General features: G+C 66.7%; 14 protein-coding genes. 12 read left to right on the plus strand and 2 right to left on the minus strand.

The features are described 5' to 3' along the window. Positions 1–71: 4Fe-4S dicluster domain-containing protein (locus tag DXK32_RS33730; RefSeq protein WP_205215813.1), on the plus strand; the 71-nt coding region annotated here is incomplete at its 5' end. 39 nt (positions 72–110) lie between these two features. Further along, positions 111–872: an SDR family NAD(P)-dependent oxidoreductase gene (locus tag DXK32_RS25705; protein ID WP_114861100.1), complete on the plus strand. Its 762-nt coding sequence runs from the start codon at positions 111–113 to the stop codon at positions 870–872. A 91-nt stretch (positions 873–963) separates the two neighbouring features. Here DXK32_RS25705 and DXK32_RS25710 read toward each other — a convergent pair whose 3' ends face one another. After that, complete coding sequence (locus DXK32_RS25710; RefSeq protein ID WP_114861101.1) at positions 964–1,359, minus strand: PRC-barrel domain-containing protein; 396 nt, start codon at positions 1,357–1,359, stop codon at positions 964–966. Positions 1,360–1,480: 121 nt separating this feature from the next. Here DXK32_RS25710 and DXK32_RS25715 point away from each other — a divergent pair, with 121 nt between their 5' ends. The 10 genes from DXK32_RS25715 (at position 1,481) to DXK32_RS25755 (ending at position 14,774) form a co-directional block, all read left to right on the plus strand. Then, complete coding sequence (locus DXK32_RS25715) at positions 1,481–2,383, plus strand: alpha/beta hydrolase (RefSeq protein WP_247877345.1); 903 nt, start codon at positions 1,481–1,483, stop codon at positions 2,381–2,383. Positions 2,384–2,518: 135 nt separating this feature from the next. Continuing rightward, complete coding sequence (locus tag DXK32_RS25720) at positions 2,519–3,175, plus strand: class I SAM-dependent methyltransferase (protein ID WP_247877348.1); 657 nt, start codon at positions 2,519–2,521, stop codon at positions 3,173–3,175. 538 nt (positions 3,176–3,713) lie between these two features. Then, entirely contained in the window at positions 3,714–6,050 is a 2,337-nt protein-coding gene (locus DXK32_RS33245; protein WP_247877346.1) for an efflux transporter outer membrane subunit, read from the plus strand. A 135-nt stretch (positions 6,051–6,185) separates the two neighbouring features. Continuing rightward, positions 6,186–6,875 (plus strand): response regulator, encoded by a 690-nt coding sequence (locus tag DXK32_RS25730; RefSeq protein ID WP_114861104.1) that lies wholly within the window; start codon positions 6,186–6,188, stop codon positions 6,873–6,875. A 38-nt stretch (positions 6,876–6,913) separates the two neighbouring features. Next, entirely contained in the window at positions 6,914–7,957 is a 1,044-nt protein-coding gene (locus DXK32_RS25735) for an ATP-binding protein (RefSeq protein ID WP_247877347.1), read from the plus strand. Between the two features lie 47 nt (positions 7,958–8,004). Continuing rightward, positions 8,005–8,142, plus strand: coding sequence for a hypothetical protein (locus tag DXK32_RS32375; protein WP_162801346.1), 138 nt, complete (start codon positions 8,005–8,007; stop codon positions 8,140–8,142). After that, positions 8,139–9,293: an efflux RND transporter periplasmic adaptor subunit gene (locus tag DXK32_RS25740; protein WP_114861106.1), complete on the plus strand. Its 1,155-nt coding sequence runs from the start codon at positions 8,139–8,141 to the stop codon at positions 9,291–9,293. The genes DXK32_RS32375 and DXK32_RS25740 overlap by 4 nt, the downstream gene beginning before the upstream one ends. Positions 9,294–9,313: 20 nt before the next feature. Next, the gene (locus DXK32_RS25745) at positions 9,314–12,457 is read left to right on the plus strand and encodes a multidrug efflux RND transporter permease subunit (protein ID WP_114861107.1); all 3,144 of its coding nucleotides are present in this window, start codon (positions 9,314–9,316) and stop codon (positions 12,455–12,457) included. A 181-nt stretch (positions 12,458–12,638) separates the two neighbouring features. Next, positions 12,639–13,184 carry a TetR/AcrR family transcriptional regulator gene (locus tag DXK32_RS25750; protein ID WP_114861116.1) on the plus strand — a complete coding sequence of 182 codons (546 nt, stop codon included), beginning with the start codon at positions 12,639–12,641 and terminating at the stop codon, positions 13,182–13,184. 60 nt (positions 13,185–13,244) lie between these two features. Next, positions 13,245–14,774 carry an MFS transporter gene (locus tag DXK32_RS25755; RefSeq protein ID WP_114861108.1) on the plus strand — a complete coding sequence of 510 codons (1,530 nt, stop codon included), beginning with the start codon at positions 13,245–13,247 and terminating at the stop codon, positions 14,772–14,774. A gap of 123 nt (positions 14,775–14,897) precedes the next feature. Here DXK32_RS25755 and DXK32_RS32380 read toward each other — a convergent pair whose 3' ends face one another. Further along, positions 14,898–15,056 (minus strand): hypothetical protein, encoded by a 159-nt coding sequence (locus DXK32_RS32380; protein WP_162801347.1) that lies wholly within the window; start codon positions 15,054–15,056, stop codon positions 14,898–14,900. Positions 15,057–15,536: the final 480 nt, after the last annotated feature.

A 15,536-nucleotide genomic window follows, 5' to 3' on the forward strand; every position in this document is an offset into this window, starting at 1 on the left:
ACCCCACCCAGAACATCAACTGGGTCGTCCCCGAGGGCGGCGGCGGCCCGAACTATCCGGGCGGGATGTAAAACTCGAACAGCAGCAGAACACACCAGGGAGAGAGCGCGATGCAGATCAACGGTCAGGCCGCCATCGTCACCGGTGGCGCCTCCGGCATGGGGGCGGAAACCGCGCGCCATCTGGCGAAGCTGGGCGCCAAGGTCACCGTGCTCGACATGAACGAGGCGGCGGTCAAGCAGGTGGCCGCGGAGATCGGCGGGCTGGGCCTGCTCTGCGACGTGTCGAGCGCGGAGTCGGCGGAGAAGGCCGTGGCCGAGGCCCGTGCGGCCCATGGGCCGGCCCGCATCGCGGTCAACTGCGCGGGCGTCGCCCCGGCCAAGCGGATCGTCGGGCGCGATGGTCCGATGGCGCTGGACGACTTCCGCAAGGTGATCGAGGTCAACCTGATCGGCACCTTCAACATGCTGCGCCTCGCCGCCGCGGACATGGGCACGCTCGACCCGCTGGAATCGGGGGAGCGCGGGGTGATCGTCAACACCGCCTCCGTCGCCGCCTACGAGGGCCAGATCGGGCAGGCCGCCTACGCCTCGTCGAAGGGCGGTATCGTCGCCCTAACCATCTGCGCCGCCCGCGATCTGGCGCGCAGCGGCGTGCGCGTGATGACCATCGCGCCGGGCCTGATCGGCACGCCGATGTTGCTGAACATGCCGCAGGAGGTGCAGGACAGCCTCGCCGCCACGGTGCCCTTCCCGAAGCGCTTCGGCCAGCCCTCCGAATACGCCCGCCTCGTGCAGCACATTTTGGAGAACGAGATGCTCAACGGCGAGGTGATCCGGCTGGACGGCGCCATCCGCATGGCGCCGCAGTAACGGGATTCGGCGGACCGGTGCCATGGCCCTTCTCCGCACTGCGAAACAGCGCGGAGAAGGGGAGGGCGTCGAACGGCGATCGTCCTCCGCCTCAATCGTCCCAGATCGGCAGGGTGCCGAGCTGTGCGTTGGTCAGCGCGGTCGTCAGGGTCCGCCCGTCGTCGCGAAGCTGGTCCAGCCCGACGATCACCTCCTTGTCGCCGATCCCCACGCCGTGCTCCACGTCCACCACCACGGCGACCGGTTGCCCGGAGGCGTCCATCAGCACCTCCTCAACCTCGCCGATCTTCGTGCCGTCCGGCCCCAGGACATCCATGTCGTCCAGTTGCCCGACGGTCCGCTTGAGGGACGGCACCATGACGTTGTCGTCCTTCACCTCCCGATAGGCGTTGGCCGGGTTGGCGATGGCGGCGCTCTGCTGGGCGAGCGAGGGCCCGGCCAAAACCATGACGAGGGCGACCGCCGTTGCGGAAAGGAGCTTTCTCATCGCGTTGCTCTCCTGATGCTGACCGTGCAACAACATGGGGTCGCCGGCACGGTTCCATCCGAAGCGCCGGTGCACACCGTCCGATTGCGCAGGAACCGCCATGCTCCGCTTTGCCACGACCATGCTGCTGGCGGCCTTGTCCGGCTTCGGTGTCCAATCCGCGCGGGCGCAAACCGTGACCGCCGAAACCACGCGGGAGGCTCGCCAAGTGGAATCTTTTGATCTGCGAGCCGACCGGACGGGCCTGGATTACCGGGTCTTTGTCGTCCGCCCTGCGGAACCGCCGCCACCGGGCGGTTATCCGATCATCTATTTGCTGGACGGCAACGCGACGGTGCCGATGATGGAGACGGTCATCGGTCGGAACCCGCCGGAGCCCTACGGTTCCGTGGCGGTCGTCGGAATCGGGTATCCGATCGACGGGCCGTTCGACATCCTCCGCCGCTACCGCGACCTGACCCCGCAGACTCCACCGGAGTTGATCCCACCGTCGCGGGACGGAACCTCCGTCATCGAAACCGGTGGGCGCGACGATTTCCTGGCCTTCCTTGAGACGCAGGTGATCCCGGCGGTCGAGGAGCGTCTGCCCATCGACCGGCGCCACCGCACCCTGTTCGGCCATTCGCTGGGCGGCTTGTTCTCCCTCTACGTTCTCTACACCCGGGGGGAGCTGTTCCAGACCTATGTCGCGGCCGATCCGGCGATCTGGTGGAGCGGGCAGGCCATCCTGAGAGAGCAGGCCGCTTTCCTTGAGCGCTCGAAGGGCGAGGGCGTGCCGGCCGGCACGGCGCTTCTGATCGAGACGTCCGGCAAGCTGGTGGAACGTCCGTTGCCAGCGGCGGACGCCGAGCGGTTGAAACGCCTCCGTTCCGGACAGACGGGGAGAGAGGTCGCGGCCACCCTCGCGGCGGTTCCGGGTTTGCGGATCGCCTTCCATGACTTCGTCGAGGAAAGCCATGGTTCCATGCTGCCACTGGCCGTTGCCGACGCCCTGCGCTTCGCGTTCGGGCGAAATCCGGATTGATTTGAGAATCGACGCGGCTGCCGGGCCGCCGGGCGACCTTCCGAAATGCCCTGCACTCCCCACATCTGAACCCCACATGTGAAGCGACGTCCGCATAACGCAGGCGGCCAGACGAGGGGAGCGGATTCCTTGACCGTGCAGTCGATCTTCATGCCCGAGACCATCTACCGGTACATGCTTGGCGCCTCCCTGCGCGAGACTCCCATCCAGGCGGCGCTGCGCGCCGAGACGGCCAAGATGACCGAGGCCCATTACCAGATCGCGCCGGAGGAAGGGCAACTTCTGGCGTTCCTGGTGGAAATGATCGGCGCGCGCCGAACCTTGGACATCGGGACCTTCACCGGGTACAGCGCGCTGACGGTGGCGCTGGCGCTGCCGGAGGATGGCCGGGTCGTCAGCCTCGACATCAACGAGCAATGGACGGCCCAAGCCCGCGCGATCTGGTCCGAAGCTAAAGTCGCGGACAAGATCGACCTGCGCATCGGACCGGCTTTGGACAGCCTGGACAACCTTCTCGCCGGCGACGGAAGCGACTCGTTCGATTTCGCCTTCATCGACGCCGACAAGGAAAATTACGATGCCTATTACGAGCGATGCCTGCGTCTCGTGAGGCGTGGCGGTCTGATCGTGGTGGACAACACCTTGTGGCGCGGGCGAGTCGCCGATCCCGATGATCGCAAGCACAAGACCGAGGCCATTCGCGCCTTCAACGCGGCCCGCCTGGACGATAGGCGGGTTGCCCTGTGCATGCTGCCGGTGGGGGACGGCGTAACCCTCCTGCGGCGGCGTTGAGGCGGCGGTGCCCAGCCGGGGCGGAAAGCGGGAGCACGATGCCAGAGTTGGCGCCTTGCAACATGTCCTGCTTCTGCGCAAGCCAATAAATTCCATAATTCATCCTATAGCGCTATACTTTTTGATGGGTTGGTTGGGGGCAAAGCTGGGAAGCGAAGGAAGGTTCTTGCTGTTTTTCCTTAGGTCAAAACAGGATATATTAATTTTATCAGTGATTTATCTATATGTAATGGTCTCTGTGTTTCTTTTATACTATCAGGAAGGACGGAAATCGGGGGGCGCCTTGAGTATATAGTTGCAGATTTGTTTTATCCTGTTCCGAAAGCGTCTGCGCGGTATGATATCAAGCAAGCGCTTAATTACACTGGATCGCTATTCGGTTTGATTGGATTTTCGGCTGCTCTGGCTGTCGCTCCCACTTAAGAATTTTCCCTACCTCTAATGAAATTTATGTCGACTTTTCATAGCCTTTCGCGGAAGGTTTTCGCCTGAAAGTTTTCTTGCAGCCGAAAGCTTTCCCGAAAAGGGCGCAGGCGCCATGGGCGACCCCGTTGAGGACCCGCTCGGCAACGCGCGCTGGGTCGAGGCCGAACGTCTGGCCACGCACCTGGACCGCATCCTCGACCGGTCCGCCCCGCACAGCGCGGAGCGGGCCGCCGCCGTCGCCGACCTCGCGGCCCGCCTCAAACGAACGCCCCAGACCATCCGCGGCTACCTGCGCAAGTACGGCCCCCGCCGGCTGGTCCGCGACCTGCTGCGCGACGACTCAGGACGCGGCCCCCGGCGGGCAGCAGAGGCCGAGGCAATCATCAAGACGGGGCTCGACGAGACCTACCTGCAGCGGGAGCCGCGCTCGCTGAACGAGGCCCTGACCATCATCAACGGCCGCCTGGAAGGCGCGGGGCTGAAGCCGGTCTCGTTCAACACGGTGAAGGACCGCCTCTGGACGCACTGGACGGCGGCGGAGGTCGCGCGCCGGCGGGGCGGGCCGACCGCCGCCCGCAAGCACCGGCGCGGCGGCGGCTCGCTGGTCCCCGATTACCCGCTGCAGGTCTGCCAGATCGACGAGACGGAGATCGACCTGCTCGCCGTCGACGAGGCGGGCAACCTGCTGAAGCGGCTCTGGGTCATCGTCCTGGTCGACGTGCTGACCCACATGATCCTGGGCTTCTGGCTGTGGCCGCGCTCGGCCAACCGGGAGGCGATCGGGCTGTGCATCCAGCACGCGGTCCGTCCGAAGGCGGCCTACTTCCAGAAGCTGGGCATCGAGGCCACGGACGTCTTCGGCCGGCCGGAGCGGATCGTCTCGGACCGGGCGGCCTGGTACAAGGCGCTGGAGGACAACCGGAGCCTGGAGGATCTGCGGATCAAGGTGGACCCCCGGGTCGGCGAGCCGCACATCCGGAACGTGGTCGAACGCCTGCAGGGGTCGATCAACCAGCAGCTCCGCACGGCCCGCGGGCAGACCGGCTCGTCGATCGCCGACCGGGGCGATTACCCGGCGGAGGAGCGCGCCTGCCTCACCTACGGGCAGATCGAGAAGGCGGTCGCCATCACAGCCTTCCGCATCTGCAACGGGGAAATGGACAAGAAGACCCGCAAACGCCCCGATCTGGAATGGGCCAAGCACGCGGCCCTGATCCCGGAGCACCTTCTCAACGTTGACTGGGAGGAAGTGCAGCTCGCCTTCCTGCCGGAAAAGACGTGCAGCTTGTCCGGCAAGGGCATCCCGGCCTTCGGGCTCGACTACTGGTCGGACGAGGGCCCCAGGCTCGCCGATCTGTACGCGAACCGCGGCCGCAAGAAGCTGCGCATCAAGATCAACCGCAACGACGTCAGCCACATCTACCTGTGGCATTCGACGCTGGATCACTGGATCACCGTGCCCCGGGCCGACGGCGATCTCGCGCCGAAGACGGCGTGGGAGCTCGAGGCCGAGCAGGCGCAGCGGGCAGCCAGGATCAGCGTGGTCGCCGAGGTGGTGAGAAGCTACGTGCAGGAGCGCGCGGCGGAATCCCGTGTGGCTCTCGCGCGGCGCACCATCGCCTTGCGGACGGCGGCCGTCGCCTTGCTGACCCGGCGCGTCGCGGCCGGTGCCTCCTCGCCGCTGGAGTTGGAGCAGGCCCGATCGCTGGTCGGTTCGGCCGACACCGACCTGATCGAGCAACAGCTGGTTCACGCGCGCGCCGGACATGCCCTGGCCCTGCTGACCGGATACAGCGACGCGGAGGCCACGAAGGATGCGCCGCCGTTCACCGCCCCCGCCTTCGGCGCGGGATGGGGGGTGACGCGCGCCGGTCTGCCTTCCGAGCTGCTGATGGCGCGTCCCGACATCGTCGCGGCGGAACAGCGGCTCCAGGCGGCCAACGCGCAGATCGGTGCCGCCCGCGCGGCCTTCTTCCCCTCGGTCCGGCTGACGGCGATGGGGGGCGTTGCCTCCGGCGAACTCAACAACCTCTTCACCCCCGGCAGCGGTGCGTTGCAGTTCGTTCCCCAAGTGAGCCTGCCGATCTTCGACGGCGGGCGGAACCGCGCCACCCTGGATCTGGCGCAGGCGCGCGAAAGCCTGGCCGTCATCGAGTATGAACGGGCCATTCAAACGGCCTTCCGCGAGGTGTCGGACGCGCTGGACGGCCAAGCGCTTCTGGATCGCGAGGTCGCGGCCCGAAGGGCGATGCAGGGGTTGGAGGCGCGGCGTCGGACGATGACGATGAAGCGGTATCGGGCCGGTGCGGTCGGCTACCTCGAGGTTTTGGACGCCGAACGCAGCCTGTTCGCCGCCGATCAGGCTCTGCTGGACGCCAGGAGGGCGCGGCTGGAGAACGCCGCCGCTCTCTACCGTGCCCTGGGCGGTTGTCCTTCGACATCTGGATGAGCCCGGTCCAGGGGTGTGCGGGCATGGGCGTGGGGACAGGGGGGATGTCCTCACGATCTCCACGGAACGTCCATAAAGCGGCGCTATCATGAGCCTTGCCGGCAATCGAAGAGTGGCCGGAATGTGGAGAGTGGAATGAGCGTGCTGGCTTTGGTTGTGGAGGATGAGCCCGACGTCGCGCGGATCATCACGGGGTATCTCGATCGTGAAGGGCTGCGCACCGTCCGTGCGGAGAACGGTCAGATCGCGCTGGATCTGCATCAGCAGCTCCGGCCCGACATCGTGCTCCTCGACGTCAAGATCCCCAAGCTCGACGGCTACGAGGTTCTGGCGGCCATTCGGCGTCGCGGGGATACGCCGGTGATCATGATCACGGCGCTCGACGAGGATCTCGACAAGCTTCAGGCCCTGCGGATCGGTGCTGACGACTACATCGTCAAGCCGTTCAACCCGCTGGAGGTGGTCGCCAGGGTCAAGGCCGTTCTGCGTCGGGCGATGGGCCGGAGCGACGTCGCGGTGCTGCGGGTCGGTCCGCTGGAAATCGACTTGACGGCTCATGCCGTCGCCGTCGAAGGCGCCGACGGCCGGGTTCGCATCGACGTCACGGCGACGGAGTTCCGCATCCTCTCGCATATGGCGCGGCAGCCCACGCGTGTTTTCAGCCGCGCCGACCTGATCGACGCCTGCCTGCCGGAAGGCAACACGCTGGAGCGGACGATCGATACGCACGCCAGCAACATCCGGCGCAAGCTTCACGCCGCCGGAGCCGAGGATTTCTTCGAGAGCATCAGGGGCGTTGGCTATCGGCTGTCGTTTGTTCCATGAAATCGGCCAAGTCAATGAACCGGCAGCTGGTTGCGTCCATGGCGGCCGTGACCGGGGTGGCGCTCATCATCATGTGCGCCGGCTCCTTCCTGTTTTACGAGCTCGTCTTCTTCCGGTTCTGGGCACCCGAGGGGTTGGAGGGCGTTCCCGAACCGGACAGCTACTGGCCGACGACGCCGGAGTGGACCGCCTTCCTCGTGCTGTGGGCCATTGGATTGGGAGGGGCGATCGTTGCGGCGATGCGCTTCGCCCGCCGGCTCATCCATCCCCTGGATGCGGTCGCGACGGCGGCCCGCCGGATTGCCGCGGGCGATCTCGGTGCGCGGGCCATGCCGACGAAGGCGTCGTTTGCCGAAACCCGCCAGTTGATCGAGGACTTCAACCACATGGCCGGACAGTTGAGCCGGGCCGAAACGGAAATGCGGGCGTGGCACGCCGCGATCGCTCACGAGCTGCGCACGCCCTTGACCATTCTGCGTGGCCAGATACAGGGGTACGTCGATGGCGTCTTCATTCCCGACCCGCCGTCGCTTCAGGTCCTTCTCGTCCAGGTTGAGGGGTTGAGCCGGATCGTCGATGATTTGAAGATTCTGACGCTGGCGCAGAACGGGCGCCTCGAGTTGAGGCTCGAAACGATTGATCTTGCCGGTGAAGTCGCCTCCGTGGTGGCGATCACCAAGCCGATGCTTCAGCAGGCCGGCGTGTCGATCCACGCGGATCTGGGGTCCGTGATGATCCACGGCGACGGTGCGCGCATCCGTCAGGTCCTGACGGCGCTGCTCGAAAACGTCCGGCGCTACGCCGCGCCCTGCGAGGTGCGCATCGAAACCAGGGCGACGCGCGATCATGCCATTTTGCGGGTCTGCGACCATGGCCCCGGCCTGCCGGACGGCGCGGAGAAGCTGATTTTCGATCCCTTCTGGCGGAGCGACGCGTCCCGTTCGCGGGAGAGCGGCGGCAGCGGTTTGGGCTTGGCGGTGGTGCAGGCCATCGCCCAGGCGCATGGCGGCGTCGCGGTGGCGATGGCGTCGGAACCGCAAGGTGTGACGTTCGAGATCCGGCTGCCGAAAATCGCACCGTAAGCCGCAGGCATGTTGTCCAGCCATCGGCGGGTCCGGCCGCAGGCGTCATGGGCATCGTGGCGTCTCGCAACAATTTTTCCCTCTCCATCAAATCTCCACACGACCTCGAACGAAACGCAATCAAGCGCCTTCAGATTGCCGGCGTTTTTGCCGATAGCGGCCTGCGCGTGAAGGAAAGTGGATGAGGATCGACCAGTTGCGCCGTCATGGTGGCGCCTGTGCCCTGGTGGCGATGCTGCTGATGGGGTGTGAGCAATCCGAACCGGTCACGGACAATCCGGCCCCGCAGGTTTCCGTTCTCACCGTTGCGCCATCCCTGCTGGAGCTGACCGACGATCTGCCGGGCCGCGTCGCCGCGTTGCGGGTTGCCGAGATCCGACCGCAGGTCAGCGGCATCGTGCTGCGCCGAAGCTTCGAGCAAGGCAGCGAGGTGGCTGCCGGCCAGCCGCTGTTCCAGATCGACCCGGCGCCGTTCAAGTCCGAGGTGGACGTGGCCGCCGCCGCGCTGCAGCGGGCAACGGTGGGGCTGGAGCGCGCCAGGGTGCAGGTGTCGAGGCTGCAGCCGCTGCTCAAGGCCGATGCCGTCAGCCGCCAAGTCTACGACGACGCGGTGTTCCAGCGCGACCAGGCCGTGGCCGACGTGGCGCAGGCCCGCGCGACCCTGACCCGCCGCGAACTCGACCTGAAATTCGCCACGGTGGAGGCGCCGATCCCGGGACGCATCGACCAGGCGCTGGTGACCGAGGGGGCGCTGGTCGGCGGCAGCGACGGCAACCCGATGGCGCGCATCCAGCAGATCGATCAGGTCTATGTGGATGTGCGCCAGCCGGCGTCCTCGCTGGCTCCCCTGCGCAAGGCCATGGCCCTGCGGAAAGCGGACTCCGGGGATGGTCTGCCGGTCGCCATTCTGCGCGGCGACGGCGAGCCGTACGAGGCGACCGGGCGCGTGCTGTTCTCGGGCATCTCCGTCGATCCCGGCACGGGCGACGTGCTGCTCCGCATCCTCGTCGACAACCCGCGGCGCGACCTGCTTCCGGGCATGTTCGTTCGCGCGCGGGTGCCGCGCACGAGCTACGCCGATGCCCTGACCCTTCCTCAGCAGGCGGTGGTGCGCGTCGGCGGCCAGCCGCAGGTGTGGACGCTCGACGGGAACGATCAGGCTTCCCTCAAGCCGGTGGAACTCGGCGAACTGGTGGACCGCCGCTATCGCGTCCGCGCCGGCCTCGAAGCCGGGCAGAAGGTCGTGGTCGAGGGCATGGAGCGTCTGTCCGAGGGCGTTCCGGTGAGCGCGCGTGACTGGCCGGTTTCCAAACCGACCGCCACCACCATGCGCTGAGCGGACAGGACGATTCCATCATGCCTCACTTCTTTATCGAACGCCCGGTGTTCGCCTGGGTCATCGCCCTGTTCATCATCCTGGTCGGCGTGATCGCCATTCCACAGCTGCCGATCGCCCGTTACCCGTCGGTGGCGCCGCCGACCGTCAGCATCTTGGCAACCTATCCCGGGGCCAGCCCGCAGACGATGAACGACGGGGTGATCAGCCTCATCGAGCGTGAGCTGTCGAGCGTCAAGAACCTGCTCTACTTCGAATCGGCGTCGGATGCCTCCGGATCGGCGACCGTCACAGCCACCTTCACACCCGGCACCGACCCGGACATGGCCCAGGTCGATGTGCAGAACAAGCTCAAGTCCATCGAGCCGCGGCTGCCGCAGGTGGTGCGCCAGAATGGCCTGACCGTGGAATCCGCGTCGTCGGGCTTCCTGATGATCGTCGGGCTGAAGTCCGATGACGGGCGTTTCGATGAAACCGCGCTCAGCGATTACATGGCGCGCAACATCGTCGAGGAGCTGCGGCGGATCGACGGCGTCGGTCGGGTGCAGCTGTTCGGCTCCGAGCAGGCGATGCGCGTCTGGGTCGATCCAGCCAAGCTGATGGCCCATGGCCTGTCCATGAGCGACCTGACGGCGGCGATCAGCCAGCAGAACGTCCAGATCGCTCCCGGCAGTGTCGGTGCGTCGCCGACGCTGCCGGGCCAGACCGTGACCGTTCCGCTCACGATCCAGGGACAGCTGACCACACCGGAGGAATTCGCCGGCGTCGTGCTCCGTGCGGCCTCCGATGGCTCGAAGGTGACGCTCGGCGACGTCGCGCGCGTCGAACTCGGGGCCCAGTCGTACAGCTTCATCAACCGGGAGAACGGAAAGCCCACCACCGCCGCGTCCGTGCAGCTCACGCCCGGCGGCAACGCGGTGAGAACCGCCGAGGGCGTGCAGGCCCGCCTGGAAGAGCTGAGCAGGACCCTGCCCACGGGCATGAGCCATTCGATTCCCTTCAACACCGCTCCCTTCGTGAAGGTGTCGATCGAGAAGGTCATACAGACGCTGGCCGAGGCGATGCTGCTGGTTTTCCTGGTGATGTACCTGTTCCTCCAGAATGTGCGCTGCACGCTCATCCCCGCCATCGTCGCGCCGATCGCGCTGCTCGGCACCTTCGCCGTGATGCTGGCCGCGGGATTCTCGATCAACGTCCTGACCATGTTCGGGATGGTGCTCGCCATCGGCATCATCGTCGACGACGCCATCGTCGTGGTCGAGAACGTCGAGCGCATCATGGCCCGGGAAGGGCTGGCGCCGAAGGACGCGACGGTCAAGGCGATGAAGGAGATCACCGGTGCGGTGATCGGAATCACCTTGGTCCTGACCGCCGTGTTCATTCCCATGGCGTTGGCGAGCGGTTCCGTCGGCGTGATCTACCAGCAGTTCACGCTGTCGATGGCGGTGGCGATCCTGTTCTCCGCCTTCCTGGCGCTCACCCTGACGCCGGCGCTCTGCGCGACGCTTCTCCAGCCGGTCGACCCCGCGCATCACGAAAAGCGCGGCTTCTTCGGCTGGTTCAATCGTGGTTTCGACCGCCTGACGCAGCGTTACGAGCGGCGTGTCGCCGGGTTGGTGACGCGCACCGGGCGCGTCATGCTGGTCTTCGCGGCCCTCGTCGCGGTCCTGGTGCTGGCCTTCCGGCAACTGCCGTCGTCCTTCCTGCCCGAGGAGGATCAGGGCTACTTCATGACCTCCATCCAGCTTCCCGCCGAGGCCACGACCGAACGCACGCTCAGGATCGTCAAGACGTTCGAGGAGCATGTCGCCTCGCGTCCATCGGTCGCGTCCAACCTGTCCATCGTGGGGTTCGGCTTTTCGGGGTCCGGCACGAACGCCGCGATGGGGTTCACCATGCTCAAGGACTGGGGCGAGCGCGGTGGCGCCACGCCCCAAAGCGAGGCGGACCTCGCGCAGCAGGCCATGGCCGGCACGACGGAAGGCACGGTGATGAATCTGCTGCCGCCCGCCATCGAGGAGCTGGGCACCAGCTCCGGCTTCACACTGCGTCTGCAGGACCGCGCCAACCAGGGCTATGCCGCGCTCAAGGCCGCGGAAACACGCCTGCTGGAACTGGCGGCGAAGAGCCGGGCCGTGACCGGCGTCTATCCCGACGGTTTGCCCGCCGGCACCAGCGTCCGCCTGGACATCGACCGCGGGAAGGCCGAAGCGCTGGGCGTGGCGTTCACCAGCGTCAGCGACACGCTGTCCACGGCGATGGGGTCGACGTACGTCAACGACTTTCCCAACGGCGGACGCATGCAGCAGGTCATCATCCAGGCCGACGCATCGGCGCGCATGCAGATCGACGACGTGCTCAAGCTGTTTGTGCGCAACGCGGCCGGCGGGATGGTGCCGTTGTCGGAGATTGTCCGCCCGGTCTGGAGCGAGACGCCGCTGCAGCTTGTTCGCTATCAGGGCTTTCCGGCCGCGCGCATCTCCGGCAGCGCCGCCCCCGGCGTCTCCAGCGGCCGCGCCATGGCCGAGATGGAGCGGCTGGCCGCGCAGCTGCCGTCCGGCTTCGCCATCGCCTGGACCGGACAATCGCTGCAGGAGCGGCAGTCCGCCGCCCAGGCCCCGATGCTGATGGCGCTGTCGATGTTGGTGGTGTTCCTCGTGCTTGCGGCGTTGTACGAGAGTTGGGCCATTCCGCTGTCGGTCATGCTGGTGGTGCCGCTCGGCCTTCTCGGCGCGGTGCTCGCGGTGACGCTGCGCGGCCTGCCCAACGACGTGTACTTCAAGGTCGGCATGATCACCGTGATCGGCTTGTCGGCCAAGAACGCCATCCTGATCGTCGAGTTCGCCAAGCAACTGCGCGACGAGGGCATGGGTCTTGCGGAGGCCGCCGTGGCCGCGGCCCGCCTGCGCCTGCGCCCGATCCTGATGACCTCCCTGGCCTTCGGTCTCGGCGTCGTGCCGCTGATGATCGCCATGGGCGCCAGTGCCGAGACCCAGCACGCCATCGGAACCGGCGTGTTCGGCGGCATGGTCAGCGCAACCGTGCTGGCCATCATCTTCGTGCCCGTTTTCTTCGTGTTCGTGATGGGCGGGAGAGAGCGCCTTGAGGCTTGGCGGATGGCCCGACGAACCGCCCCTGCGCCCCGCCGGGTGGAAGAGAAATGAAAAGCACCCGAAGCGAAAAGCACCCGACGGCTGACAGGAAGGGTGGCCTCTGGTGGGGGCGCGCGAGGGCGCTGAGCTTGAGGTTCTGGTGGCTATCTATGCCTGAACGGCTTGCCCGCAACGGCCCTTTGCAATATCAATCCATCCGTATGGATTGATATTTGGTTTGGGGGAGATTTTCGTGGGACGTCTGCCGACGATCGACCGGAACAGGGTCCTCGACATCGCCGAAAGCCTCGTGCTGACGGCGGGCACCAGCGGCTTGACGATGGAGGCCGTCGCCAAGGCCGCCGGCGTCTCGAAAGGCGGTGTGCAGTCGCGCTTCGGCAGCAAGGACGACCTGATCGCTGCGATGATCGAACGCTGGGCGTGCGAGTACGACGCCCAGATCACCGCCGCCGTCGGACCGGCGCCGACGCCTGTCGAGGCGGTGCGCGGCCACGTCGAAGCCACCATGGCGATGGACGCCGACGGCCACGCCCGGGCCGCCGGCATGATGGCGGCGTTGATCGAGGCCAAGCGGCACATCGACAGCACCAAGTCCTGGTACGAGGAGCGGTTCGGCGGGCTGAACCCCCGTTCCACGGAAGGGCGCCGGGCCAGGATCGCGCTGCTGGCCACCGAAGGGGCCTTCCTCCTGCGCGCCTTCGGATTCATGGACTTCCGCGACGAGGACTGGAGCGGCCTCGAGCGCGACCTGCGCGCGCTTCTCGACGAGGGGCTCTGAGGGAAGGCCTGAGTCTTTCCCGCCGGTACGCCACGCTCATAACCATCAAGGACTCTTCCCATGTTCCCCGGCACGCGATGGCTGATCCTGGCCACCGTTTCCAGCGCCCTGTTCCTGATCGTCGTCGACATGACGGTGCTCTACACCGCCTTGCCGACCCTGACCCGTGAACTGGGGGCCACCGCTTCCCAAAAGCTCTGGATCGTGAACGCCTACCCCCTGGTGATGGCGGGGCTGTTGCCCGGGTTGGGCACGCTGGGTGACCGGGTCGGGCACACGCTGATGTTCACGGCCGGCCTCCTCGTGTTCGGTGCGGCCTCGCTCGGCGCTGCCTTCGCGCCTTCGCCGGCAACCCTGATCGCCGCGCGAACGGTGCTGGCGGTCGGCGCGGCGATGATGATGCCGGCGACGCTGTCCTTGATCCGCCTCACCTTCACGGACGCGGAGGAGCGGTCGCTCGCCATCGGCATCTGGGCCGCCGTCGCCTCCGGCGGTGCTGCGGCCGGTCCGGTGATGGGAGGGGCGCTGCTGGAGCATTTCTGGTGGGGCTCGGTCTTCCTGATCAACGTGCCGGTGGTCGTGGCGGCGCTCGCCGCCAGCGCCCTTCTGCTGACCAACCGCCCCGGAGACGCCGGGCGTCCCTGGGACCTGATCGGTTCGGTTCAGGTCATGGTCGGCCTCAGCGGCCTGATCTATGCGCTGAAGGAAACCGCCAAGCGCGATCCCTCGTGGGGAATGGCCGGGCTGACGCTGCTCGTCGGTCTGCTCGCCATGGCGCAGTTCATGCGCCGACAGCGCCGCAGCCGCTTTCCCCTGATCGACTTTTCACTCTTCGCCGACCCGCGCTTTTCCGCGGGCGTGGCGACCGCCCTGGCCGCGGCCGCGGCGCTGATCGGGGTGGAGCTGGTGTTCAGCCAACGTCTCCAGCTTGTGCTGGGGCTTTCACCGCTCGAGGCCGGACTGCTGATCCTGCCGATCCCGCTTGCCGCTCTGGTCGCTGCACCACTGACTGGGGCGGCGCTGTCGCGGCTCGGATCCGCGCGCGTGCTCTGGGGCGCACTCCTGGTGACCGGCTTGGCCCTGCTGGGCTTCCTCGCCAGCTACGACGGTCCGGCCGGGCTGTGGATCGCGGCCCTCACGGTGATGGGGCTTGGCAGCGGCGCGGCGATGACGGCGGCGTCCTCGGCCATCATGCTTTCCGCCCCCGAGGACCGGGCCGGAATGGCGGCGTCGGTCGAGGAGGTTTCCTACGAGCTGGGAGGAACGCTCGGCATCGCGCTGCTGGGCAGCCTGATGTCGCTGCTTTACACGCGGGCCATGCTCGTGCCGTCCGGGATTGCGATCGCTCCCGAGGCACGCGACAGCATTGATGAGGCCCTTGCTCTGTCGGAAAAACTGGCACCATCCCAGGCCGAACAGGTGATCGGCGTGGCCCGTGTGGCCTTCGACCAAGCCTTTACCGGTGTCGTCGGCGCGGCCGCCCTGATGCTGATTGCCGTCGCCTTCGTCGTGCGTCGCATGCTTGCCGATCAGGAAGGGGCGAAAGTCAACGGTTCTTCGAAGCGACGGGTTGATGGCTGCCGAGGTTGATGCCTCCGGCGGGCGGCATCCGCGCTTCCCATCAGGCGATCTCGTTGCCACCGGTCGCAAACGGCGCGTCGACCCAACCCGGGCTTCCAAGATCCAGGCAGAGTTGAGGGCGGCACCGTCTGCCTAAGCCGAGCCGGGAAATCCGGCGCGGTTCAGTTGTGGATGTCTGATGCCTGCGGCTACTCTCTCCAGCAGCTTGAAGACGGAGAACAGCGTCACCACGGTCAACGCCTTGATCGTTTCGCCGATGGTCAACACGCCCGCCCTGACCATGTTGGTCAACAGCCAGCCGGATTGGCTTCAACATGTTTTTCGGGACGGAGTGGAAACGCGGTGAGGAGCGGCATCAGCCATTTCGCGCCATGCCTCTTGATTCAAGCATCGGACCGCCGCCGCGGACAGTTTGCGCAGCACCGCACGCCGTTGGCGCGCTCGGAGCTTTCCGGTCGGCAAGGTGCCATGGGCGTCCAAGGCGAACTGGACGGCCTGCACGATGCGATGGTGGATCACGGGCGCCGTTGCCGGCGCTTGCCGTCCCGGCGATGGTGCCGGCGAATTCGGGTGCTTCTCCCGGATCGGTGGCGCGGGTTTCGCCAAAAACCGTCCCAGACCAGTTCGCTCATCCTGGCTGGCTCTCCATGCGTCCCGGCGGGCCTGCCCGATCAGGCTCGCCGCCTTCGTGTTGGCGGCCACAAACCCGGCATGGAACGGCCCGTCGATCGGAAACCGCGATCTCCATCCGGCATGACGGTTGCGGACCGC

The sequence above is a fragment of the Azospirillum brasilense genome, from assembly GCF_003349955.1.
GTDB lineage: Bacteria > Pseudomonadota > Alphaproteobacteria > Azospirillales > Azospirillaceae > Azospirillum > Azospirillum brasilense_B.

Excerpts from the sequence above, each read along its gene's own strand:
- DXK32_RS25705 (WP_114861100.1), top strand. The coding sequence starts at position 111 with ATGCAGATCAACGGTCAGGCCGCCATCGTCACCGGTGGCGCCTCCGGC.
- DXK32_RS25710 (WP_114861101.1), bottom strand. The coding sequence starts at position 1,359 with ATGAGAAAGCTCCTTTCCGCAACGGCGGTCGCCCTCGTCATGGTTTTG.
- DXK32_RS25715 (WP_247877345.1), top strand. The coding sequence starts at position 1,481 with ATGCTGCTGGCGGCCTTGTCCGGCTTCGGTGTCCAATCCGCGCGGGCG.
- DXK32_RS33245 (WP_247877346.1), top strand. The coding sequence starts at position 3,714 with ATGGGCGACCCCGTTGAGGACCCGCTCGGCAACGCGCGCTGGGTCGAG.
- DXK32_RS25730 (WP_114861104.1), top strand. The coding sequence starts at position 6,186 with ATGAGCGTGCTGGCTTTGGTTGTGGAGGATGAGCCCGACGTCGCGCGG.
- DXK32_RS25735 (WP_247877347.1), top strand. The coding sequence starts at position 6,914 with ATGGCGGCCGTGACCGGGGTGGCGCTCATCATCATGTGCGCCGGCTCC.
- DXK32_RS32375 (WP_162801346.1), top strand. The coding sequence starts at position 8,005 with ATGGGCATCGTGGCGTCTCGCAACAATTTTTCCCTCTCCATCAAATCT.
- DXK32_RS25740 (WP_114861106.1), top strand. The coding sequence starts at position 8,139 with ATGAGGATCGACCAGTTGCGCCGTCATGGTGGCGCCTGTGCCCTGGTG.
- DXK32_RS25745 (WP_114861107.1), top strand. The coding sequence starts at position 9,314 with ATGCCTCACTTCTTTATCGAACGCCCGGTGTTCGCCTGGGTCATCGCC.
- DXK32_RS25755 (WP_114861108.1), top strand. The coding sequence starts at position 13,245 with ATGTTCCCCGGCACGCGATGGCTGATCCTGGCCACCGTTTCCAGCGCC.